Annotated in this window: 26 protein-coding genes and 2 riboswitches; of the genes, 16 read left to right on the forward strand and 10 right to left on the reverse strand. The window is 44.0% G+C overall.

Translation table 11 applies throughout. From position 1 onward, the window contains the following. Positions 1–207: 207 nt before the first annotated feature. From P9J64_17080 to P9J64_17095, 4 genes are all read right to left on the reverse strand, one after another. Positions 208–474 carry an SHOCT domain-containing protein gene (locus P9J64_17080; protein MDG5470031.1) on the reverse strand — a complete coding sequence of 89 codons (267 nt, stop codon included), beginning with the start codon at positions 472–474 and terminating at the stop codon, positions 208–210. A 33-nt stretch (positions 475–507) separates the two neighbouring features. Then, on the reverse strand, positions 508–942 hold the full coding sequence (locus P9J64_17085) for a hypothetical protein (GenBank protein ID MDG5470032.1): 435 nt from the start codon (positions 940–942) through the stop codon (positions 508–510). A gap of 272 nt (positions 943–1214) precedes the next feature. Then, complete coding sequence (locus P9J64_17090) at positions 1215–2309, reverse strand: SO_0444 family Cu/Zn efflux transporter (protein ID MDG5470033.1); 1095 nt, start codon at positions 2307–2309, stop codon at positions 1215–1217. 37 nt (positions 2310–2346) lie between these two features. Continuing rightward, positions 2347–2700: a metalloregulator ArsR/SmtB family transcription factor gene (locus P9J64_17095; protein MDG5470034.1), complete on the reverse strand. Its 354-nt coding sequence runs from the start codon at positions 2698–2700 to the stop codon at positions 2347–2349. A gap of 497 nt (positions 2701–3197) precedes the next feature. Here P9J64_17095 and P9J64_17100 point away from each other — a divergent pair, with 497 nt between their 5' ends. Further along, a complete protein-coding gene (locus P9J64_17100) occupies positions 3198–3371 on the forward strand; it encodes a 4Fe-4S binding protein (GenBank protein ID MDG5470035.1) in 174 nt (57 codons plus the stop codon). Between the two features lie 37 nt (positions 3372–3408). Here P9J64_17100 and P9J64_17105 read toward each other — a convergent pair whose 3' ends face one another. Both P9J64_17105 and P9J64_17110 read right to left on the reverse strand, forming a co-directional pair. Continuing rightward, a complete protein-coding gene (locus tag P9J64_17105) occupies positions 3409–4017 on the reverse strand; it encodes a DUF3793 family protein (protein MDG5470036.1) in 609 nt (202 codons plus the stop codon). A 115-nt stretch (positions 4018–4132) separates the two neighbouring features. Next, a complete protein-coding gene (locus tag P9J64_17110; GenBank protein MDG5470037.1) occupies positions 4133–5146 on the reverse strand; it encodes an extracellular solute-binding protein in 1014 nt (337 codons plus the stop codon). A gap of 309 nt (positions 5147–5455) precedes the next feature. On the opposite strand from P9J64_17110, the gene P9J64_17115 reads away from it, so the two are divergent. The 6 genes from P9J64_17115 (at position 5456) to P9J64_17140 (ending at position 9264) form a co-directional block, all read left to right on the forward strand. After that, the gene (locus P9J64_17115) at positions 5456–5815 is read left to right on the forward strand and encodes a helix-turn-helix transcriptional regulator (GenBank protein ID MDG5470038.1); all 360 of its coding nucleotides are present in this window, start codon (positions 5456–5458) and stop codon (positions 5813–5815) included. A 270-nt stretch (positions 5816–6085) separates the two neighbouring features. Further along, the gene (locus tag P9J64_17120; protein ID MDG5470039.1) at positions 6086–6436 is read left to right on the forward strand and encodes a VOC family protein; all 351 of its coding nucleotides are present in this window, start codon (positions 6086–6088) and stop codon (positions 6434–6436) included. Between the two features lie 463 nt (positions 6437–6899). Then, positions 6900–7445, forward strand: coding sequence for a YbhB/YbcL family Raf kinase inhibitor-like protein (locus tag P9J64_17125; GenBank protein ID MDG5470040.1), 546 nt, complete (start codon positions 6900–6902; stop codon positions 7443–7445). A 273-nt stretch (positions 7446–7718) separates the two neighbouring features. Then, positions 7719–7916 carry a hypothetical protein gene (locus tag P9J64_17130; protein ID MDG5470041.1) on the forward strand — a complete coding sequence of 66 codons (198 nt, stop codon included), beginning with the start codon at positions 7719–7721 and terminating at the stop codon, positions 7914–7916. Between the two features lie 6 nt (positions 7917–7922). Continuing rightward, positions 7923–8270: a hypothetical protein gene (locus P9J64_17135; GenBank protein ID MDG5470042.1), complete on the forward strand. Its 348-nt coding sequence runs from the start codon at positions 7923–7925 to the stop codon at positions 8268–8270. 562 nt (positions 8271–8832) lie between these two features. Then, positions 8833–9264 (forward strand): hypothetical protein, encoded by a 432-nt coding sequence (locus P9J64_17140; protein ID MDG5470043.1) that lies wholly within the window; start codon positions 8833–8835, stop codon positions 9262–9264. A gap of 765 nt (positions 9265–10029) precedes the next feature. Here the strand turns inward: P9J64_17140 and P9J64_17145 are convergent. Continuing rightward, on the reverse strand, positions 10030–11409 hold the full coding sequence (locus P9J64_17145; GenBank protein ID MDG5470044.1) for a hypothetical protein: 1380 nt from the start codon (positions 11407–11409) through the stop codon (positions 10030–10032). 177 nt (positions 11410–11586) lie between these two features. After that, entirely contained in the window at positions 11587–11742 is a 156-nt protein-coding gene (locus P9J64_17150; protein ID MDG5470045.1) for a hypothetical protein, read from the reverse strand. A 950-nt stretch (positions 11743–12692) separates the two neighbouring features. On the opposite strand from P9J64_17150, the gene P9J64_17155 reads away from it, so the two are divergent. The 7 genes from P9J64_17155 to P9J64_17185 all read left to right on the forward strand — a co-directional run bounded on the left by P9J64_17155 (position 12693) and on the right by P9J64_17185 (position 18843). Further along, on the forward strand, positions 12693–14135 hold the full coding sequence (locus P9J64_17155) for a nicotinate phosphoribosyltransferase (GenBank protein ID MDG5470046.1): 1443 nt from the start codon (positions 12693–12695) through the stop codon (positions 14133–14135). A 103-nt stretch (positions 14136–14238) separates the two neighbouring features. Then, positions 14239–14709, forward strand: coding sequence for a glycine zipper 2TM domain-containing protein (locus P9J64_17160; GenBank protein ID MDG5470047.1), 471 nt, complete (start codon positions 14239–14241; stop codon positions 14707–14709). Between the two features lie 449 nt (positions 14710–15158). After that, complete coding sequence (locus P9J64_17165; protein ID MDG5470048.1) at positions 15159–16415, forward strand: PAS domain S-box protein; 1257 nt, start codon at positions 15159–15161, stop codon at positions 16413–16415. A gap of 170 nt (positions 16416–16585) precedes the next feature. Then, positions 16586–17008 carry a response regulator gene (locus P9J64_17170; GenBank protein ID MDG5470049.1) on the forward strand — a complete coding sequence of 141 codons (423 nt, stop codon included), beginning with the start codon at positions 16586–16588 and terminating at the stop codon, positions 17006–17008. 865 nt (positions 17009–17873) lie between these two features. Next, positions 17874–18026: a hypothetical protein gene (locus P9J64_17175; GenBank protein MDG5470050.1), complete on the forward strand. Its 153-nt coding sequence runs from the start codon at positions 17874–17876 to the stop codon at positions 18024–18026. Between the two features lie 259 nt (positions 18027–18285). After that, positions 18286–18378, forward strand: a riboswitch (cyclic di-GMP riboswitch). After that, positions 18362–18568, forward strand: coding sequence for a hypothetical protein (locus P9J64_17180; protein ID MDG5470051.1), 207 nt, complete (start codon positions 18362–18364; stop codon positions 18566–18568). It overlaps the preceding riboswitch by 17 nt. Continuing rightward, complete coding sequence (locus P9J64_17185) at positions 18544–18843, forward strand: GYD domain-containing protein (GenBank protein MDG5470052.1); 300 nt, start codon at positions 18544–18546, stop codon at positions 18841–18843. The genes P9J64_17180 and P9J64_17185 overlap by 25 nt, the downstream gene beginning before the upstream one ends. 118 nt (positions 18844–18961) lie before the next feature. On the opposite strand, the gene P9J64_17190 is transcribed toward P9J64_17185, so the two are convergent. Both P9J64_17190 and P9J64_17195 read right to left on the reverse strand, forming a co-directional pair. After that, the gene (locus P9J64_17190) at positions 18962–19141 is read right to left on the reverse strand and encodes a hypothetical protein (GenBank protein ID MDG5470053.1); all 180 of its coding nucleotides are present in this window, start codon (positions 19139–19141) and stop codon (positions 18962–18964) included. A gap of 360 nt (positions 19142–19501) precedes the next feature. After that, positions 19502–20101, reverse strand: a complete 600-nt coding sequence (locus P9J64_17195) for a sigma-70 family RNA polymerase sigma factor (GenBank protein MDG5470054.1) — start codon at positions 20099–20101, stop codon at positions 19502–19504. Positions 20102–20353: 252 nt separating this feature from the next. After that, positions 20354–20428: riboswitch (cyclic di-GMP riboswitch) on the forward strand. 110 nt (positions 20429–20538) lie between these two features. On the opposite strand from P9J64_17195, the gene P9J64_17200 reads away from it, so the two are divergent. Together P9J64_17200 and P9J64_17205 are read left to right on the forward strand one after the other, a co-directional pair. Then, the gene (locus P9J64_17200; GenBank protein ID MDG5470055.1) at positions 20539–20763 is read left to right on the forward strand and encodes a hypothetical protein; all 225 of its coding nucleotides are present in this window, start codon (positions 20539–20541) and stop codon (positions 20761–20763) included. A 19-nt stretch (positions 20764–20782) separates the two neighbouring features. After that, positions 20783–21130, forward strand: coding sequence for a hypothetical protein (locus P9J64_17205; GenBank protein ID MDG5470056.1), 348 nt, complete (start codon positions 20783–20785; stop codon positions 21128–21130). The last annotated feature ends 285 nt before the right edge of the window (positions 21131–21415 follow it).

Below are 21415 nucleotides of genomic sequence, written 5' to 3' on the forward strand. Positions count from 1 at the left end.
AACTACGGAACTGGGAGCCAATCGAAGTTGTTCGGCTCAACCCTGATCGGAAAAGGCCCCCCGAAGAGGTCCTATGCTCCAAAGCTGCATAATGAGAAAAGGCGACAACTATCTTGACACCTACCGCTCTAAACAATGTAAGAGGATTTCCAGTAGACACCCTTTCACTGAAAGCCTGTGACTTACCTGCTTAAACAGTTCCTACAATTATTTCTCTAAATCCTTCTTCTTTTGTAAAAATTCTTGTTGATCAATTTCTCCAGAAGCGTAACGCTTTTCAAGAATTGATAAGGCAGAAGAACTGCTTCCTGTTGTAAAAGTGCCGTGTTGTTTATTTGCGAACATGGCACGAAACAGCGTGAACAGGAGCATCAGGAATACTAAACCAAAGATAAGATGAAAAACCCCGCCGAACGGAAAGCCCAACAATCCTTCTGGGCCGCAGAACCAGTTGCCTATCGAATGTGAGTGCATTTTGTTTTCTCCAACGGTGTTCAGGTTATAGCTTTATTGCCAACAACTACCAGGGCCGTAACCATGCATGCCGTATGGTTGGCGGTCATGACCCCTTTTGGGGTTATGTTGGCTCACGGGGTGTCTGTTATGTCTAGGCCGTACTCCCTGATCTGTCATCTCTTGCTTCATTGCATCAATCAACTGAAAATACTCTGATTCAATTGAGTCAAATTCCTGCTCTTTAGCTGTCACCTGACCTACCGTGGATTCCGGGTTGTCGAGCAATTTGTAAATTTGCAGTTGTTTCAACTCAAGGTCCTCTTCAAGTTTATCCAACCGCTCTGAGTATTTATTTTCGATTTCAAGGAAAGATTTCGTTTTGCTGTAGGAAGTATCAGGACGGTGCCCATAACAATTCCAACATGCCCAGGCCGTCGTTGACGCTAACAATAAAACCAAGATCAAAATGAATGCGACCTTCTTCATAGAACCTCCTAAATCTAAAAATTCTCGTTAGTGATTGTGTTCACAGTCTGAAGAATGATGTGAATGACACCATGGGTGGAAGATTCCACACCCGCTCAACGTCAGTGTGCTAAAGAGTAGTACCGCAACAACAACTAATACTTTAAGTAGTCTCAACATTTCTTCCTCCTTATGTTTGTTGTCACTTCTATGACGAATTAAAAAATAAAAAGTTTACAAGCAAACGAACTTTTTTGATGTTAACTGACAAACTGTCAGCTAAGAGTAGGGCGTCATCCTCCCCCCGGTTGTTCGTGGCAGCCACAGCCTGATTCATCAGATGTTTTTTCTGGGAGATAACTCTTGAGCAATAGGACCAAGAGAAAGATTGCAGATACAGGATAAACTAATGATTCGGTGGTGTGATCAGCATGACCAACCCAAGACATGACATCAATTCCAGCCCATGAATAGATGCGATTAACAACCCAACCCATAGCGAGAGAACAAATCGCTATTGCAGTGGTGTAGACAACGGTAGCCGTTTTGCCGAGGTGCTTCGCAACCACTGTCATCGTTGCGGCATTGGTGGCAGGGCCTGCAAGCAAGAAGACTAAGGCTGCGCCTGGGGAGAGACCTTTAAGTACCAGAGCCGCAGCAATTGGAGTTGATGCACTGGCGCAAATGTACAAAGGGATGCCAATAACAAGCATGATCAGTAAAGAACTGTATTCTCCACCGAGGTATTGCTCAACGAATCCAACGGGCACAAAGAAGGAGATAATCCCGGCAATTCCTATACCGAGCATCAGCCAGCCTCCAATGTCTTTCAGGAGGCCTGAAAAGGCATAAACCAACCCTTTTTCAATTCTGCTCCCCAGGGATTCTTTTTGCGGCAAATCTTTTCCTTCGCTATTTGAAAGAGAAGAACATTCACAACCTTCTTGAGGGGAAGTTGCCTTGATCTCTTTCGTGTCTGGAATCATGTTGATGAAAACCCCTGTGACCACAGCCGTTATGAATGCAGCTATTGGGCGTACGATTGTCATCAGTGGATCAAGTAGTGCCCAGGTAATGGCAATGGAATCGACTCCTGTCTCAGGCACTGATACAAGGAATGATGCTGTGGCACCTTTACTTGCTCCCTGTTTACGCAAACCTATTGCCACAGGGATTACACCACATGAGCAGAGAGGTAGGGGAATGCCAAACAATGATGCCTTGAGTACAGATCGAGTGCCGTTCTGGCCAAGGTGTTTTGCAACAAGGTCTTCAGGTATGAGTGCTTTGAGAATACCCGCAGCAAAGAAGCCGAAGAGGACATAGGGGGCCGCCTCCTTCAGGATATCCCAACATTCAAATAAAATTCCTGTTATTACGTTGTACATGTGGCTCTTCTTCCAATGAAGGCTGTAAACTTGCAGCCTAGCATTCTTGTATATGCTCGATCATTTGCGAAAGAAGCTGATGTACATGCTCATCAGCCAGCGAGTAATAGGCTATTTTCCCCTCCCGGCGAAAGCGCACAATGCCTTTGGTACGCAATAGTCTGAGTTGGTGAGAAACCGCCGAGGATGATGTTTCCAGAATGGCTGCTAGGTCACAGACACACAATTCTGTTGTACTCAAGGCCTGAACGATGCGGATACGAGAAAGATCCCCAAGCAGACTGAAGACCTCTGCTGTTTCAGCCAGAGTTGTAGAATCTGGCATGCTTTTTTGTGCTAGCTCGACTTTGTCTTTGTTTATAACGTTGACTTGGCAGGTGTCTTTTTCCATACAATCCTCATTTCAATATGTATTCACACGTTTCATTATGTATGGGAAGTCTTCAATTGTCAATTTTGGAGAAGGGCTTTATTTTCCAATATGTTCGGCGCTGGGGATGTTTCTCAGAAGTCACCACTTCCGAGAGGAAAATCGGCTTCTTGTTGATAGAGGTATTCAGTAAGCTCTTTAATCCACAAAATGATGGCCACCAAGGGTCGAATCCTGGTGGTCTTTTCCTATATTGCAGCCATTATAAAAAGCCCACTAATAGTCATCATTCTGTAAAACAAAATTCAGGAGAAGGATTTACAAAAAAAGCGATCCGAACAGGATTGTTCTACCTGAATATGCTTTGAGACTTTAGTAGCTGCCATGAAACGAGACGGCTTGCAATTATCAAATCTACTGCTACGGTTTTAATTCCATTTTAAGCTATATGGTATGGCTTTATAAATGGTACTTGCTTACGGGAAAGCAAAAAAAATCAGCTTCAGAGGAGGTCGAACATGGGAACTCATTTCATTACTGACGAATGCACAAATTGCGCAGCATGTGCGCCGGTATGTCCTGTTGAAGCAATCAGCGAGCAGGGTGAGGTGCACGAGATCGAGATGGAGACCTGTACCGATTGCGGTGAATGCGATGATGTTTGTCCGGTCGATGCTATCAAGTGGCAGTAATTTAGAAAGTTAATTAACTCAAGCGGCCCGATTGAATTCAGGCCGCTTTTTTTATGAGGGCCATAGGATTGTCACCTGTACATAGCGCATCAATCACGACCTCACGCGCGGCAATATGCTCATTCAATACAGCCAGACTAGATTCTACTTTCCCATACATTTTCCAGGAGCCGTTCCCGGAGACAGGTAAATCACATAAACCCATGAAGCCGTAAACGTCTTTGATGGGATAGCCTAGAAAAAATCCTATCTCGTGTGGAAAACCAGCTCCTTGCATTTTCTTTTGAAGATGACGAAGTGCCTCATCGACATTTTCATATTCGTAGCCCAACTGCTTTAGCGCTTTTTGTACTGGTCTCCTAAACAAAACCTTTTCCAACTCTACTGGGTTATAGATCAAGACAAGCCGTCGATCATTCTTTTGTTTTAACTCCAGGCCTAAAACTTTTGAGTCTTTCAGGACTGATGTTTTGTGTTTCTCCCAAAGAGACGACATGTTGCGTCCGCAAGCCAGTTCACGGTCGAGAATATTGATAAGATTGGCCGGTTTGGCTTGGGCAACCACTTCAGCAGCTTGCCAGGCAAGAAAAGATGCTAGGCATTTCTTTTCGTCTGTTTGCTTTATGATGAAAGTAGACCAATGCAAAACAATTCTCCTCTACTTGTTAACTTGTGCTCTTCAACTTAACCTAACTGCTTACAGCTTCTTGATGGCGCCTGACATAGGCGCCATCAAGATCAACGAGAGGTAGATTTTGAAATTACCGATATCCTGCACGATCCATCAGGCGGATTGCCTGTGATTGCAAAGCACCCGCTTGCGTCAAGTTGAAAGGGCTTTCTGTGAATGTGCCCCAAGCGGCGACTTCCTTGTTTGGGGAGACCTCTGGGTTAACTGGATATTCCAGATTGGCATCGGCAAACAGGTTTTGAGCTTGCTTACCAGAAAGCCATTCAAGGAACTTGATGGCTGCTTCTTTATTTTGCGCATATTTTGTTACGCCTGCTCCTGAGACATTAACATGGACACCACTGCCAGCTTGGTTTTGGTTCGGCCAAAAGAGTGCCAGCTTTAGGTCGGGGTTTTTACGCAACAGACGCCCAAAGTAGTAGGTGTTGACGATGGCAACGTCACCTTGACCAGCTATTATTCCTTCCATGGTTTTAGTATCGTTTGAGAACGGATCGGCTGCTAGATTTGCGATCCATGAGCGAACAGTTTGTTCTGTTTTTTCTTCTCCATATTCTGCAATCATCATCGCGACTAAAGACTGATTGTAAACCTTCTTAGAGGTTCGCAGGAGGAGCCTGCCTTTGAACTTCTCATCACCTAACGCGGCGTAGCTCGACAATTCTTTAGGCGCAACGCGTTCAGTGCTATAGACGATTGTGCGGGCACGTTTTGAAAGGCCGAACCATTGATTGTTCTTGTCTCGTAGGTTGAGTGGGACGTTTTTTTTGAGGACTTCCGAATCAACAGCCTGCAATAATCCTTCATTCGCTGCGTGCCAGAGGTTGCCAGCATCAACAGTGATTAGCAGGTCTGCCTTAGTATTTTTACCTTCTGCCTTAAGGCGCTGGAGCAAAGGACCTGCCTTATCAGTGACAAAGTTAATCTTAGTTCCTGTTTGTTTTGTGTACTCATCGAAGAGCGGTTTGATGAGGTGCTCTTTACGAGCTGAATAGACTACGATTTCATCAGCAAAAGCTAGAGAAGGGCCTACAACAAAAACAGCTAAAACTAAGGATGTCACAAGGTACTTAATAAACTTCATGATTTACTTCTCCTAAAAAGTGAAATTGAAAACCGTTATCAAGATAAGGAAAGACGACTTTACCTGTCAAGAAAATTTTATATATTTGTTTATTGTTTTACCGTTAAATATGACTAGAAAGGTAATGAATGGTTTTCTTGTTTATCACGACTTCCGAGAAGAAAACCGGCTTCTTATTGATAGAGGTATTCAGTAAGCTCTCTAATCCGCAAAATGATGGCCACCTGAAAACGGGTGGCCAATCTTATTTCTCAGACTAGGTTGGAACTTTCTAGTACTGCGATAAACTAGGTAGCCTTGGAGGTAATCATGGGCTACCAGGGTTCTTGTCGTCGATACCGCATGGTTGGTCAACAACTCAAAAACGCAAGGCACAAAATTAACCTTCACCCAAGTGTCATCGCAAGCTTTCTTGGCTACACTGACCCTAGCATCATTTTTAATATTGAAAATGGTGATGTTAGGGTTCCACTTAAAGACCTCCCTCAGTTGGCAAAAGTTTTAAAACTACCTCTCTATAGACTCCACATTATTGTAGAAGGCTATTACCCAGGCTTTTCAAGTAAGGCTAGTGAAATAGTTGGCAAGACGATTGAGCCTCTCCCAGAGGATAAATTTTCCGTGGCTATTGTCTTGTCGGCCATCGAACAACAATCACAGATTATGTAATTTTTTTGGAAGGCACAACGGGAGGTATTCAGGAACATCTTTAACGCGCAAAATTATGGCCATCAGGGTACGTTCCTTGGTGGCCTTTTCTAATTTGTCAAAGTGTAACTGCCTTCACGTTCTTAATGCGTCATTCTTAAATTTGATCAGCGCCCTGAGTGAACATGACACAAGTCCAATAAGTGATAAGATAATTAGCAGACACATAAACATCTAAAATAAAAAACAAAATAAAGGGATTCCAACATGACAGAATTCAGCCAAAAAAGTATGGCGTTTCTAGGTGTCAAGGCAGTTGCTCTGCCCGTAATTGACGTAGCAAGAGCAGACAGCTTTTACGGCAAGGTGCTCGGCCTGCCTGCCGCCAACCACCCTGGAGAACCCTACGGATACCTTCTCGGCGAGACGATCTTATTGCTCAAGCAGGATTGGTATGCGGAGCCGAGTTCGGAGCCTAGTCCACGGATTACCTTACAAGTGGATGATGCCCGCACTCTTGTAAAGACGCTCAAAGAGCGCGGTGTAACTATTTCCGATGATGTGGAACCAACCAAAACTGGATTTGTCGGAAGTTTCCTGGACAGTGAAGGTAACAAACTTTGGTTTTGTTCCTATAACTAACAACATATGAGAGGAAAACCGGCTTCTTATTGATAGAGACATTTAGGAAGCTGTTTAATACACAAAACTATGGCCATCAGGGTTCGATCCTTGGAGGCCGTTTTTATTTATCAGGGTATTCAATAATCTCGCGTTTAAGCCAATTTCAGACTTGCCAAACAATGCGAGAGGACTTTCAGTAAATATCCGCTCGAAAGGATCACATTCCCTGCCTGCTTGAAATCCGTTCTTAAAACTCAAGACATCTGATAATCGGTTCTATTCACCAAACAAAAGTAGCCAACTTTGCTCGTTTAGACACTCACGTCATTGATAATGAAGTTGGGTCAAACCTTGACAAGAATACTGCTTCGACTACACTTCGCAATGAAACTGATCTCCAAATTGACCACTCGGGGTGAGTGCCCCAACCCCCTGAAAGTGATTCCTTCTCAATGACACTGCAATTTAAGGAGAGATCATCATGACTGTACCCTTTAGCTACAATACCTATGACTCACTACCTGAAGCTCCATTATTTGACGTTACTTCTACAGATATTGAGGATGGTGGCACTATGCCGCCACCGCAATTAAGTAAGGCGTTCGGTGTTGATGGCGGTGAAGACATCTCACCCTCGCTCAGTTGGTCAGGCTTTCCAGAAGGCACAAAATCCTTTGTAGTAACCTGCTACGATCCAGATGCCCCAACGGTGAGTGGTTTCTGGCACTGGACTGTTTACAATATACCCGCCTCTATCACCTCTTTAGTCACTGGCGCAGGTAACCCTGACGGCTTGTTGCTTCCTGAAGGCGCAAAAATGCTAAAAAGTGATGCAGGTTTTGCCGGCTTCTGTGGAGCAGCACCACCGCCCGGGCACGGCAAGCATCGTTATGTTTTCTGCGTTTCTGCCTTACCAGTTGAGACACTACCAATTGATGCTGAGACCACACCTGCTGTTTGCCAATTTAATATGTTTGGTGTGGGTGTATTAGGTAGGGCCTTTTTAACAGCATACTTTGGGCGTTGATTGGTCAGGAACGTTGGGGGCGGTGTAAATATCCTCCTGCCAGGGGCGCTGGTTCTGCCCCTCCTGTTTTGAGAACTTTTTAACCACAAGTGGCCACTCAGTCTTCGGGGAATTAGGTGTTCCTAGACTGCACCATTTATAAAACACGAAAGCCCTCAATCTTAGGATTGGGGGCTTTTTATATTACAGAAGTTTTAAAATGATCAAGACTTGACATTAGAAGTAAACAAGATAGATGTAAATATGATGTTAAAAAAAACAAAGGAGGTTGTTATGGCAGAGAAAGAATGGTCAGATATGGCGATTGAGCTCTATGATAAACTCACAGGCCGAGGAGCTGAAATATCTTACGAGTTCGACAATATGGAAATCTCTATTCCTACGGGAACAGGAGATGAATCAAACTATGCCCTCTGGAAAATTAACGGAACATTAAAAATTAGAACAAGAGATACTGCAAAAGGAAAATAGGATTCGATGACTATGCCTTTGGATGTCACTGCACAATTATCTCTTAGTGACAAGAGCGGTAAAGAGATTTCGGTGGGTGCTCAAAATGGAGTAGTTTCAATTGTTCTCCCAAGCCTTTGGGCTCAGTATCCTTTTAAAAAGCCATTTGTCGAGAGGCGGCAGCGTGAAAGTTTATTGCGAGTCTTGCATCAAGGCTTGCAAGATATTGATTTAACAATTGAGCTTCGAGTTGCACACAGAATAGTTGCTCTTATTGGACCAAAAACACAAGCTGGGTTTATATCTAAGATATTAGGCTTTGGTCCGGTTAAGCTAAGAGTCACATCAATTATGTTGTCTCTATTTAGAAAATAGTTTTTGCAGTGAATTTTTTCTACTTTTTATTGATGTTATGGTCATTTGTAAACAAATGGCCTTTTTTATTTTTTACGACTTACGAGAAGAAAACCGGCTTCTTATTGATCGAGATATTCAGTAGGCTCTTTATTGCACAAAACGATGGCCACCAGGGTTCGATCCTTGGTGGCCTTTTTTACTGGAATGCAGGGTTTATAAGAATCGTACGCAGAAGCTGATTTCAGCCCTCATTTGCCGCTGACATAACTTATAAGACAGTTAAAGTATATATATAGTATATTGCCTAGTGTGACAGTTCCTTGGTAAGTGAGAATCCATGGGGAATATGATCAATTATCTATAAGCTATCCGATGAACTACGGGTAGCCTGTTTTGTTATGATCAGAAAATGGCCTTAACCCGGGTTTTATTTTTCGATATACAACAGTCTTAACTTGATTATCTCGCAGCATTAAGTATTTGAGACACAAACCTCAAAGGTTGCCTGCGAGTGCATATGAAGCGTACTCGCTTGTTCAACCCATGTTACGCCCAATATTGATCCACCTGTGAGGCCTCAATGAAAAAACTCATCCCAGCGGCAGTCTTTGTCGCCGTTTTCACCATACACCTTCTATACCTGTTGGTAGTCAGTGATCCCGGTTGCGGGCCGTCACCAACCCTTTCTGGCTACTTTGAAAATGGGGATGTGTTTCTCGGTGCCTCTTACGCCCTCGGCGCTGCATTTTCGGCATGGTCGTTCATGTTATTCATGGCCTGCCGTTCCACATCTTCAGCAGCAGGCGCAGCAGGAGGGACGATATTGACAGCTGGACTCGCTGCCGCAGGCTGTTTTCTTGCCGGCTGCTGTGGCTCACCCATGCTTGCCGTTTACATTGGAATATTTGGCGCTAGCACCCTCACCATCCCTAAATGGGCGATTGCACTCCTTACAGTAACGCTTTGCGGAGGTTCCATGTGGTGGCAGAAAAAGGCTTCACGGCGTTGCTAATGTTGGCGCCACAAGGAGTAAGCATAACAAATCGCAAGAGGGGCGGACGGGATACACGGCCTTGCTTCTCGAAAAATATTCAGAAGCTACACGTTTAGGTGATCCGCCGCTCAGTTCAATGGCGTTAGAAAGTGTGTCAGTTGCACGACATATGAGACGAAAACAGGCTTCTTATTGATAGAGACATTTAAGACGACAAAATGATGGCCACCTGGAAGCGGGTGGCCTTTTTTTTGTTGCCGGCATAGGACAAAAAAATGCCTCACTCACAGGGGGGTGTGGTGAGGCTAAATCTCTGTGCCTCAAAAGGAAGGAAAAGCAAAGGCAGCAGAGTTGTTTAATTCATAACACTCTTTGAAGTGTTGTCTACCGATAGAGTCGAAAACTTTCTCATATGTCAGGGGTTGTAAGAATTACTCAAATTTGTCGATTTCATACGTGCCAAGCAATGCAGTAGGATTTATAAGAACTCTACTCCTTCCATCAGTAGACACCCGCTACACCCAAAAACCATTTTTAAAAATCAGGGGTAACAATAATTTCGCAATTTAGCCAATCTTAGCGTGGCAATTCAATGCGAGAGGATTTCCAGTAAACACCCTTTCACTGAAAGCCTGCAAATTACCTGCTTAAACAAAGTTCCTAAAAATTATGATTTTAAAGCAAAGCCCCGCCAGGTTTCGACGGGGCTTTGTTGTGATTGATTTAGAACTGCTTACTCTGTAAACATGTTTTGATAGCTTTTCACTTGAGAGGGCTTTATCGTTAAAAGTTCATCATCCCGCCCCCACCAGGCCCCATCGGCCAAGTAGGGTTCTGAGTACCCATTGGACTGTTAAAGTTTTGGCTCATGTGGTATCCGCCCCCGTCATAACGAAAGCCGAAATAATCATTAACGCCATCTCCGTCGGCGTCGGCAAAGACATCATTGATACCATCGCCGTCATTATCGACCCAGCCAAAACCATGCCGGAAGGGCATGCCGGAGACATCATCAATCCCGTCACCGTTAGCATCCTGATAACTTGCCATGTAGCCGTAGCAGGAACTCTGTCCAGCGAAAGGCCCACTGGCGAGATCGTTGAGACCATCGCCATCAGCATCAATGAAGCGATCATTGACGCCATCACCATTTTCGTCAACCCAGCCATATCCATGGCCGTAGGGCATTATGACAGCCCCGATATCATTCATCCCATCGCCGTCTGCATCAGCAAAGAAATCGTTTAAACCATCGTCATTTAGATCAGCCCAACCCGGTATTCCCACATAATGGATTCCAGTGATGTCGTTAATTCCATCGCCATTTACATCCCTGAATCTGTCATTCATACCGTCATTGTTATCATCACTCCAGCCAAAAGGATGTTGGTAAGGCATGCCAGTGAGATCGCAGATTCCATCACCATCTTCGTCTACAAAACGGTCATTGATCCCATCGTTATCTTCATCAATAAGCCCGAAACCGTATCCATAGGAGCGGCCAGTCAGGTCGTTGCTGCCGTCGCCGTCTGCATCGATGAAGAGGTCATTATGTCCATCATTGTTGGTATCGCTGTACCCCAGGTCCATACGGTAGGTATAGCCGGAGTAGTGATAGCCTTGATCACACACACCGTCACCGTCAGCATCCGCAAAGTTGTCATTGAAGCCATCGCCATTTTCATCGACCCAACCGAAATGATACCCATTGAAACCGGTAAAGGTCCGGACCTGACCGTTTGCCAGAGTCATGGTGCCGAAATCTAGTCCGCGACCGGCAGCCATTCGGAATTGAAATTCCATCTCCGTACCGTCGCCCATCTGGATATACAGCGAGTGATCACCATTCGCGACATTGCTGATTGTGAAGCGATCCTGGGCATTCGGGAAAACTGGATTTGAAGAATCGTCGAGATATATGGTCGCCGGAATAACAGCGATTGCGGCAGTCGGAGTGACCAAATCAATGAGTTTGGTTATCGCACTCGATTGAGTGGACAGTACCCCCGTAACCGTGGATGATTGTAAACTTGGGGTGGTCGCTGAGACATCACTCGATGTGCTGCTATCACCACCGCCACCACCACCGCAAGCGGTGAGAAAAAAACCTGTTGAAATCACGAAAATGAATAAGGCAAGCCGTTTCATGGATTCTTGGTACACAATTCAATCTCCTTTTATGTGGATTTTTTTATAAATCAACTTTGTAGCTGCTTAACTTACTGTTCTTAAACATGATTCCAGACTGTCAGACATTTCCTGATGGTCTAGAGCGTAAGTTAAATGAAGAGAAAAGCAGAAATCTTTTGTCCTCGATTTCTAAGCCCCACGCCCCCCTCTTCATATGATCTTCTGGAGCCCCTGCTGAAGAAGCAGGATCGCCACCTTGGAGAGTTGACTACGACTGATCATTTCCAGTTCCTGACGCCTTTCCACGTCCGACATCTGATGCCATTTGCGAATCGGTTTCTTTTCATACCATTCGTTGTCCATCATTAATCTTCCTTCTGTCATCTGGCCAACTGGCCGATGTGCTTGAGCGCTGTAAAAAGTTCTTTGGTGCCGCAGATGTAATGAATTTGACATTTTGGGCAGATAATCGCTCTGCCGACTTTCAGGTCGTATGTGTCGTAGGTAAAAGATTGTATGCAACTTGGGCACACGAAATTAACTTGTAGTGCAGAGTGTCTCTGGTGGCTATTCATCAACGACCTCATGGCTGTTTGTGGTTAGCAGAAAGAGTGGTTTTTTTGCCAGGGGGATTGCTTTCGCTTTGTTTGGTTTCCGGAACGATTTCGGACCATAAATATCGCATGTGAATAGAGATGAAACAATCCACTGAAGGTGCTTTTTTTTAAAGAAATTGGTTAAACTTTTTTACCTACTTTGGTTTCAAAACAGTTTATATGCGAACAGAACTTGTCTCCTTTTTTGGAGTATTTGCAACATGTAACAACTGTTCAACTGTTTAAAACCTGCTTGAACTGTTAAAAAGGTGAACGGGTAATCTAATTCGATCCTTGCGGGCCTTTCCTGTTTGTCAGGACCAGTAAGAATTTCATATTTGGGCAATTCAAAAGCACAAAAACAATGCTGGAGGATAAACAGTAAATATCCTTTCGCAAGGTTCAAGTTTGTGAAAAAGACTTGCAGAATCAACTTTGACTTACTAGCTGCGAAGACATATCCCAACCCCCTGATTCTTTTGCGACAGAAAAGAATCAAAGACACATGTCTAATATTTGGATCTGCTATTATGTTCCTCAATTCTGAGTATACTTCACATTAAACATGCATCTTCTTTGACAACGCATAAAGCACCCATAGGCAAAGGAGCACAGATGATGCTGGAGAAAATAAAAACCGTCAGGATCGAAATTGTCCTAAGTGCTGCGGAACTGGAGACTGCTCTCTGATTTGTTTGACTTGGCCGCCAAGGAAGGCACATGAGCTATTCTGCCTTAATGACAGATCTTTACGAATTAACCATGCTTGCTGGTTACTATGAAAACGGCATGCACGAAAAACAGGCCAGCTTTGATCTTTTCTTCCGAAAGCTTCCGTTCAACGGTAGCTACGCCGTCTTCGCAGGTCTCGAACCGGCCCTGCGTTATTTAGAGCAGCTTGCGTTCAGCGATGATGATATCGCATACCTTAAGAGTCTTGGTATTTTCCGATCAAACTTTCTTGACTACCTTCGTAACTTTCACTTCTGCGGCAACATCACGGCACCGGATGAAGGAACAATTGTTTTTGGCAATGAACCGCTATTGACCGTTGAGGGTTCACTGGCAGAAGCCCAGCTTGTAGAAACAGCCCTTCTTAATGTCATCAACTTTCAAACCCTGATTGCTACCAAAGCAGCGCGTGTCAAGCAGGCCGTAAAGGAAGGCAAGGTTGTCGAATTTGGCATGCGGCGTGCGCACGGTCCTGACGGAGCTTTGAGTGTAGCGCGAGCTTCTTTCATCGGTGGGGTCCGCAGTACGAGTAATGTTTTGGCAGGCCAAGTTTACGGCATCCCGGTTAAGGGAACCCATGCGCACAGTTGGGTTATGGCTTTTGACGATGAGCTGAAGGCTTTTCGGGCTTATGCCGAGGCATTTCCCAACCAAACAATCCTCCTGGTTGACACCTATGACACCCTCACAAGTGGTATCCCCAATGCGATAACAGTGGCCAAAGAACTTCGTGAAAGGGGACATGAGCTGAAAGGTATCAGGCTCGACTCGGGAGACTTGGCTTATCTCAGCAAAGAAGCAAGGCGTATGTTTGATGATGAAGGTTTTCCCGACGTCAAAATTGTTGCTTCCAATGAACTGGACGAGTACGTGATAGATTCTATTCGCAACGAGGGCGGGCGTGTTGACATTTATGGCGTTGGGACCAACCTGGCCACCGCAGGCGGAGAAGGTGGTGGAGCCCTGGGTGGTATCTACAAATTGGTCCGCTACGATGGGAAACCGCGACTCAAAGTAACCTCGGATATCACTAAGGCCACCCTTCCCGACCGTAAGAAAATTCTTCGGTTACTGAACGAGACTGGAAACTTTGTTCAGGATGTCATTTGCCTGGAGGATGAGAATCTTGAGGAGGGCGACACGGTCTATGATCCCACAAACCCAGGCCGCTGCGATAAAGTTCCTGATCGCGTCAGCTGCCAAGACATAAGACATGTTTTTATGAACGGGGGAGACATAGTTAATGTCCTGCCAACTTTGGCGTCCAGCGCCGACCTTTGTGCTGAGCAGTTAAGAAAATTGCCCCATGGGGCGGTGAGTCTCCATAATCCCCATCGTTACAAAGTCTCGATCAGCTCCGGGCTACAAGCTCTGCGCGATCAACTGATGGCTGGCTTTAAAACATATAGGGGCAAAGCAATCCAAACTTAGTAACTTGTTGCACTTACTCTTGAGCTTCCTGTTTACAGATAGCTGTAGTATAAAATCCAATCTGACATTCCTGTAAATCACTACTTCTGAGAGGAGAAAAATTATGACTATTAAAAACTGTATTCTTACTGTTTTCACACTGTTCATGTTTGTTGTCGCACTCCCTGGCTGCGCTCCTCCCAGCACTTCGGGACAAGTCTATTCTCGCGACCAGGCCCGCATCTCTCACCAGGTTTTCTTCGGTGCGGTTCTTGAGGTAAGACCTGTGACCATTGAAGGGACACAATCTGGTGCTGGTGCCGTTGCGGGAGGCGTTCTTGGCGGGATCGCCGGAAGCGCCATTGGAGGAGGAACGGGGCGAAGGTTGGCTACGGCAACTGGTGCAATTGCCGGAGCAGTGACCGGATCTGCTGTTGAAAAAAGTGCCACAACTGTACAGGGCCAAGAAATAACCGTTGAGTTGGATAATGGTGAGATTATCGCTGTAGTTCAAGAGGCCGACGTTAATTTTCAGGACGGAGACCGTGTAAGAGTCTTGAGATCGCAGGATGGAACCATGCGTGTCCGGCAATAAGTTATGAGGTATTTAAGCGCAATGCGTTAAAGCCCCTCCGCCAACATAGACAGAGGGTCTTTTGTTAAAAATTACGACATATTAGACGAATAACCGCTTCTTATTGAGATATTTAGGAAGCTGTTTAATTCACAAAACTATGGCCACCAGGATACGATCCTTGGTGGCCTTTGTTTTTGTCAGTAGTTCAAAAATTACTTCCAATCACAGTATTCATTTCGTTAAAAAGCAAGAGGAACATTTATAGGAAATTTGGAGCCATTCCTAACCTGAAAAGACAGTCAGACATTAATGGACAAGAAGGTTTTCACATTAGCTTCCAGATACTAACACTTTCCTAACATAATTATGATTAACCTCACAGATGTGTGACCTGAAGTCATCTGCTTAAAGTTTATTTACTTAACATCTTGATGGATAAAAACAAAGCTGTATCAAGGAGAAAATAGATGGGCATAAAACATTCTGAGCATCAACGTCATTATGAAATCCTTGTTGAGGGCATGGCCCAAGGTGTTGTCACGCAACTTGCGGATAGCACTCTTGTCGATGCAAACCCTGCAGCACTTGAAATGCTTGGATTGGACCGTGAACAATTTGTTGGGCGCACGTTTTTCTCCCCGGACTGGAAAGTTATCAATGAAGACGGAACAGACCTTCCTCCAGAACAGCATCCATCAATGGTGGCCTTGCGTACAGGACTCCCGGTAAGGGAAGCCGTAATGGGCGTCTACAACCCTAAAAGGGAATCTTTTGTTTGGCTTATTGCCAATGCTATACCAAGCTTTCGCCAAGGAGAGATCAAACCATACCAAGTTTTTGTTACCTTCCAAGACATAACCCAACGCAAGGCGACTGAAGATAAAATTCGGGATAGAGAGGAATTGTTCAGAGCTCTTTTTGAACAGGCAAAAGGGTATGTAATGTTACTCCACCCCACATCCAGTGGCATTCCAACAATACTTGATGTTAATAACGCCGCCTGTGAAGTGCATGGCTATACACGTGAGGAAATGATAGGTAAGCCCGTTATTCTCTTGGATGATAAGGAAGGAAAACGGATATGTAGAGAAAGAACAAAACAAATCATCACAGAAGGAGAATTAAAGATAGAAACCGATCATGTCCGCAAGGATGGCTCTATATTCCCTGTCGAGGTTCATGCTAGCTATGTACAATTTACTAACAAACCACCGGTTATTCTGACTATCGAACACGATATCACAGAGAGAAAAAAATCAGAGTTAGACTTATTGAACGCTAAAAAAGAATTACGCCTTAGAAACAAGAGTCTTGAGGAAACCAACATAGCCTTAAAAGTCTTGATAGAGCAGCAGGAAAAGAATAAAGAACAGCTTGAAAAAAATGTCCTTTTTAACGTCGAGAAACTTTTAATGCCTACACTGAGGAGGCTAAAAAACAAAGCATCAGACCATAACCTAAAAAAATCTCTGGATATTCTTGAGTCAAACCTGAACCATATTATCTCCCCGTTTTTGCCAAGACTTACGAACCATATCTCAAAACTGACTCCTGCCCAAATCCAAGTTGCCAACCTCATTAAACAGGGTATGACTACAAAAGAGATCGCAAGCCATTTAAATTTATCTCCCGCCACAATAGCCGTCCAAAGACAAAACATTAGGAAAAGGCTAGAGGTATGCCCAGAAACATCTCTTAGAACATTCCTTTTGACAAATGAATAACTATTAAGCGCACCCAAAAACAACTACAAAAAGTAGTTATTTAATAGTGTTTTTTGCCATCTTTCCTTTTGCATGCACATTCAGTAAAACTTAATACAACTTTCAAAATTACAATTTCTGTTTGAATTGTCGATCTCGCAAATTTGATGGTTAAAGGTCGGGGGCTTTTTATGAAACTCAGATTCACCATCATTGATGATTCCGAAGAAATAAGAAATTTATTTTGTATACATCTTACGCGCATGGGGCACGAAGTAGTTTGTGCTGAGCATCCCTTAGCAGAGCCTGTCTGTCAAAAAGCACAATGCTCTAATGATGTTGCCTGTGCTGACGGTTATTTTGTCGACTTTTCCATGCCACACATGACAGGCCTCCATTTTTTTGAGAGCTTATTAAGACGAGGCTGCAAATCACCTCCGGAAAATAGAGTCTTAATGTCAGCAAACCTCCCGGAAAAAGCCATGAAAAAAGCAAGCGAGCTTGGGATTACCTATGTGCAAAAACCATTTAGGCTTAATAGGATTGAGGAGCTTGTAGAAGAGGCACAGATTAGTCTTGACCTACATCGCCGGCGGGCCGACCTTCAAGATTAAAGCGCTGAGACAAATAGTTCAATATGGGCCATTACTTAATCAACGGATTTATCTTTCGCTTGTCAGCATCCTAAAGAAATAAAGGAGAGACTGAATAACCTGAAAAATATAATTTAGGTAATTATCATGGGGGTATTAGGTCCGAATCAGAAGACTTGGCTCACGGCGAAACAATTTCCTTTACAGTTCTTGAAGCATAGGTATTGCCATCTTTCTCATAAGTCACGACTTATGAGAAGAAAACCGGCTTATTATTGATCGCGGTATTCAGTAAGCTTATTAATACACAAAACTATGGCCACCAGGGGACGATCCTTGGTGGCCGTTTTTATTTATCAGGGTTTCTAGTAAACACCTCAAACTTGCCACTTCTTATCATCAAAACAATGCGAGAGGACTTTTAGTAAATATCTCCTCTTTACCGCTGAACGCTATCTCTCCCTTAAACCCATTCTCAAATATCGGGTTATCTGAGAACCTCAAAGAGCCTGTGTGAAATTACTTCTGTTGCTACAGTGATATACCGCACCACATTCCCTCTCCATTCAACCTTTCCTGGGACCAAATCATTGTTAGGCCCAGCCAATTATAAAAAAAAGCCCAACAACCAGAACTATTTGTCAGTGATTTTAATAGCTTGCAACATTTGAAACGATGCAAGCCATTCCTCCTCACAAAAAACAATTATAACCGCTTAAGATTGCTTACTTATGGCCCTTAAGTTGCATTTCGCCTGAGCTAAATAATAATTAAAAAACAGCTGTTAACTATATTTTATAAATCCACCCTCGGAGCTTTATTTATGTGTAACCGTTCTAAAGCATGTGCGTTTAATCGCACATATAACAAAAATCCTAACAATAACATGCTGCATCAACTTCTCATTGAGACCTACTGCGAAGGCGACCTCCATGATGTCTGCCGACGCAAAGGTTATGAGGAGGACATGGGATCTACCCCGCTTGCTGACCTTGGCCCAAATGGTTATAACGTGGACAGCAACCAGAGAATGTACTGACTGCTCCTCCCAAACTTTTATACCGGGAGAGCTAAATAGGTTTATATCTAGACTGATTGTTTGCGTAAGCTCCCCTAAGAGACAGATTATTCACATAATTATGGCCACCTGTTACCAGGTGGCCTTTTTTATTTGTCAGGGTCAGTAAGAATCTTGCATTTCTGCCAATCTGAGCTCCTCGAAGCGATCTAGGAGGAGAAACAAGATATCTTGACAGACTTACTTTTAGAGCTAACGTAAAGAACATAGCTAAACTATTTCCCGACAAAGCCAACCTTCTCGCAAGAGTGGGACGGAAAGTGGCGGATCTTTACCCCCTCAAAAACGACACGAAGATGGCCGAACTGCCGAAGGATTTAAACCCTTATGGTGGAGTCGGCCTTTTTATTTATGACCTTCTGCCATATGCAGAAGGAGGTGATATCAAAAGCAGAGTTACAAACATGGGAGTGCCTAGAACACTGGTGGCGATTCATAGCAACTACCAGAGCGCAGCTATTACTGAAGGAGGAAGACTATGGCAACGTTTATTACACTTATAAACTTCACCGATCAGGGGATTCGGAACATAAAGGATTCTCCAGCGCGTTTTGAATCATTTAAGGCATTGGTGGAAGCTCAGGGTGGTACGGTCAAGAGTGTTTATTATACTCAGGGTAATTACGACATGGTGGTTATCGTGGAGGGCGACGAGGAAGCTGCAATGACTGCGAATCTGACGGTTGGTTCGCTCGGCAACGTGCGCACTCAGACACTGCGTGGTTTCTCTGTGGAAGAGATGAAGAGTTTTATTAGTAACATGCCTATATCATTATGACTTCTTAGACGAAAGCTGGCTTCTTTTTGATAGATGTACACAGGAAGCTCTTTAATACACAAAACTATGGCCACCTGGAGATGATCCTTGGTGGCCATTTGAGGTGATTCATTTATTACTATGGCTTTTGCGGTGTGCTGCAGCCCATTTTCTCCATCATATCAGCACAATCAAAACCGCCCTTTCCGTCACCCATAAACTTTTGCATCATCGTAAACATCTGTTCGCAGCAGGCCTGCTTTTCATCTCTCTCGCTGCACTTGCTTGTTTTGTCATTCTGTTGTGTCGTTTCAGTCATAATTTTTCTCCTTAATCGTTGTTTTGCACTGTATTAAATGTTGGTTAAAACGCACTGGTAAATATTGGCTGGCTATCTCTTCATTTTTTACCGTAGAGTTTAACGTGACTGATCGTTGCCTTGGTCAGAGTCTCGATAATGGCGACCAGAACCGCAGCAACAACCGCCCTTCCAAAAGCAACAAAAGAACATAAGCAACAAAGGCAGCAGCCACCAGTATTCGGCAATTTCAGTTATGGTCATGGATATCACCTCCCTTCTGTCTTAATAGACGGCGGTGGAAGGTGAATGGATACGCTTGGCGAGAATTTTTCTGTTATAAGGGAGACACGACAAAACTATGACAGGCGTGACAGCTCACTATTCTCTGTCACGCTTCTGTTTGCGATCACAGGAAATTTCGCTACGTTCATCTAGATAAAAGTTGCAGTTGCCTTGTAAGCTGACTTTTAGCTTGGCTTTGGCCCTGTGGAGACGGATCTTGACGTTGTCGAGGCTGACCTGCAAGATCTCCGCGATCTCTCTGTTCTTGAACCCTTCTTCTTCGCTGAGCAGCAGCACTGTCCGATAATTCTCTGGGAGTTGATCGATATATCCCCGAATACAGGCATTCATTTCATCACGGATAACCTGCTGGTCGATTCCGGGCGTTTGCTGCTGAGTAGTAAAATCTCGCTTTTCAAGGGTATTGTCATCGATTCCAATTGGATCCTCTTTGCTTTTTTGCTTAAAGGAGGGGCTGCGCAATCGGTCGTAGAAACTGTTAGTGGCGATCCGATAGAGCCATGTGGAGAGCTGTGCTTCATTGCGAAAAGAGGTCAGATTCCTTTCGACCTTGACGAACACCTCCTGGCAGAGGTCCTCAGCTTCATTTTCTCCCGCCAGTCTACACAAGTATCTGTGAATCTTCGGCCTGTAGCGGGTGTGCAGTTTCTCGAAATCGAAGACCTCATCAGCCATCAGAGCCTCCATTGTAAGTCATGAAATATTTGGGCAGACCTTCCATGGCTCTAATCATATCAAATATCTCGACTTGCGGAAAAAACGTTCTTATAAGTCACGACTTACGAGAAGAAAAACGGCTTCTTTTTATAGGGACATTCAGGAAGCTTTTGATGCATACAACTTTTGCTATCAGGGTTTGTTCCAACAAGTCTTTGAAAGATTGACATTCTTTAAATTTCGCCTAAACTTATAAGAAGTTAATGTGCTCTCCGACAATGGCAAAACCGGAGTAATCCGGTGACGCAAAGCCACGGGTCCATAATGGATAGCCGAGCCACCGAAGAGGGTGGGAAGTAACAATTTCACGCCCACTTTCTCTATTCGGAGGTGGGTGTATTTTTTTTCAGCACCCACTAGAGAGCAATCCTCTAACCCCTTTGAAGGAGGTTGCTATGGGTTGTGAAAAGATGAAGCGGTGTCCCTTTTTCGCTAAGTTCAAAGATAACTTTGGCAAACACTACCAAGTCATAATTCAAAGTTATTGTCTAGGAGCGTTATCTGATATGTGTAAGCGTAAGAAATATGAATCTGAAGAAGGTAGTTTAGCACCAGATAATCTTTGTCCTAGTGGTCATTACTCAAAAGGACAAAATGGATATCTCACCTTAATTAACTAATACACAAAGAAAATAAAAAATGATGACGGGCAAAGACATATCAAAAATAGAAATACGAAGTGCCGGGAGCGATGAGTTCTACTTTGTTTTCAGGCTACCCTGCGATGGAATGTTCGTAAGTATTTTTTTCGAGAATATGTCAGAAGTTGTGGCAGCAGTTGAAAATATCAAAAGGAACTCCACCGAAGAGGCATGTTACATTCGCAACACGACATCAACAGAACAACTCTATTTTATATTTACAGCAAAGGATAAAGAACCTATTGGTCAGAGCACAAGATATAAATACTCGTCGTCTATGGATGCTGGCCTGCAATATATGAAGAATCATCTTTTAAGCGCAGAGGTTGTTGATTTAACAACATAACTATCCGCCTCTATTATTGATAGAGACATTTAGGAAGACAAAACTATGGCCACCAAGGTTCGACCCTTGGTGGCCGTAATTTATATCGAATTGCATCATTCCACTATAGTGCTAACCTTGTTTACAATACGTCAACTCTTCGGGGGTGCTTATGCTCGGACTTACCGAAAAAGCCACTAAGTTTCGCCAGGATTGCATGCGCATGTTTTTAGATTTTTACGTGCTTATCCCTTCCATAATATTCCTGCTTGCTGTTTTCCTTGCGGTGGTTTATATCGGCACTTG

It is taken from the genome of Deltaproteobacteria bacterium IMCC39524 (assembly GCA_029667085.1).
GTDB lineage: Bacteria > Desulfobacterota > Desulfuromonadia > Desulfuromonadales > BM103 > M0040.

Excerpts from the sequence above, each read along its gene's own strand:
- P9J64_17080 (MDG5470031.1), bottom strand. The coding sequence starts at position 474 with ATGCACTCACATTCGATAGGCAACTGGTTCTGCGGCCCAGAAGGATTG.
- P9J64_17085 (MDG5470032.1), bottom strand. The coding sequence starts at position 942 with ATGAAGAAGGTCGCATTCATTTTGATCTTGGTTTTATTGTTAGCGTCA.
- P9J64_17090 (MDG5470033.1), bottom strand. The coding sequence starts at position 2,309 with ATGTACAACGTAATAACAGGAATTTTATTTGAATGTTGGGATATCCTG.
- P9J64_17095 (MDG5470034.1), bottom strand. The coding sequence starts at position 2,700 with ATGGAAAAAGACACCTGCCAAGTCAACGTTATAAACAAAGACAAAGTC.
- P9J64_17100 (MDG5470035.1), top strand. The coding sequence starts at position 3,198 with ATGGGAACTCATTTCATTACTGACGAATGCACAAATTGCGCAGCATGT.
- P9J64_17110 (MDG5470037.1), bottom strand. The coding sequence starts at position 5,146 with ATGAAGTTTATTAAGTACCTTGTGACATCCTTAGTTTTAGCTGTTTTT.
- P9J64_17115 (MDG5470038.1), top strand. The coding sequence starts at position 5,456 with ATGGGCTACCAGGGTTCTTGTCGTCGATACCGCATGGTTGGTCAACAA.
- P9J64_17120 (MDG5470039.1), top strand. The coding sequence starts at position 6,086 with ATGGCGTTTCTAGGTGTCAAGGCAGTTGCTCTGCCCGTAATTGACGTA.
- P9J64_17125 (MDG5470040.1), top strand. The coding sequence starts at position 6,900 with ATGACTGTACCCTTTAGCTACAATACCTATGACTCACTACCTGAAGCT.
- P9J64_17130 (MDG5470041.1), top strand. The coding sequence starts at position 7,719 with ATGGCAGAGAAAGAATGGTCAGATATGGCGATTGAGCTCTATGATAAA.
- P9J64_17135 (MDG5470042.1), top strand. The coding sequence starts at position 7,923 with ATGACTATGCCTTTGGATGTCACTGCACAATTATCTCTTAGTGACAAG.
- P9J64_17140 (MDG5470043.1), top strand. The coding sequence starts at position 8,833 with ATGAAAAAACTCATCCCAGCGGCAGTCTTTGTCGCCGTTTTCACCATA.
- P9J64_17150 (MDG5470045.1), bottom strand. The coding sequence starts at position 11,742 with ATGATGGACAACGAATGGTATGAAAAGAAACCGATTCGCAAATGGCAT.
- P9J64_17155 (MDG5470046.1), top strand. The coding sequence starts at position 12,693 with ATGAGCTATTCTGCCTTAATGACAGATCTTTACGAATTAACCATGCTT.
- P9J64_17160 (MDG5470047.1), top strand. The coding sequence starts at position 14,239 with ATGACTATTAAAAACTGTATTCTTACTGTTTTCACACTGTTCATGTTT.
- P9J64_17165 (MDG5470048.1), top strand. The coding sequence starts at position 15,159 with ATGGGCATAAAACATTCTGAGCATCAACGTCATTATGAAATCCTTGTT.
- P9J64_17170 (MDG5470049.1), top strand. The coding sequence starts at position 16,586 with ATGAAACTCAGATTCACCATCATTGATGATTCCGAAGAAATAAGAAAT.
- P9J64_17175 (MDG5470050.1), top strand. The coding sequence starts at position 17,874 with ATGCTGCATCAACTTCTCATTGAGACCTACTGCGAAGGCGACCTCCAT.
- P9J64_17180 (MDG5470051.1), top strand. The coding sequence starts at position 18,362 with ATGGCCGAACTGCCGAAGGATTTAAACCCTTATGGTGGAGTCGGCCTT.
- P9J64_17185 (MDG5470052.1), top strand. The coding sequence starts at position 18,544 with ATGGCAACGTTTATTACACTTATAAACTTCACCGATCAGGGGATTCGG.
- P9J64_17190 (MDG5470053.1), bottom strand. The coding sequence starts at position 19,141 with ATGACTGAAACGACACAACAGAATGACAAAACAAGCAAGTGCAGCGAG.
- P9J64_17195 (MDG5470054.1), bottom strand. The coding sequence starts at position 20,101 with ATGGCTGATGAGGTCTTCGATTTCGAGAAACTGCACACCCGCTACAGG.
- P9J64_17200 (MDG5470055.1), top strand. The coding sequence starts at position 20,539 with ATGGGTTGTGAAAAGATGAAGCGGTGTCCCTTTTTCGCTAAGTTCAAA.
- P9J64_17205 (MDG5470056.1), top strand. The coding sequence starts at position 20,783 with ATGATGACGGGCAAAGACATATCAAAAATAGAAATACGAAGTGCCGGG.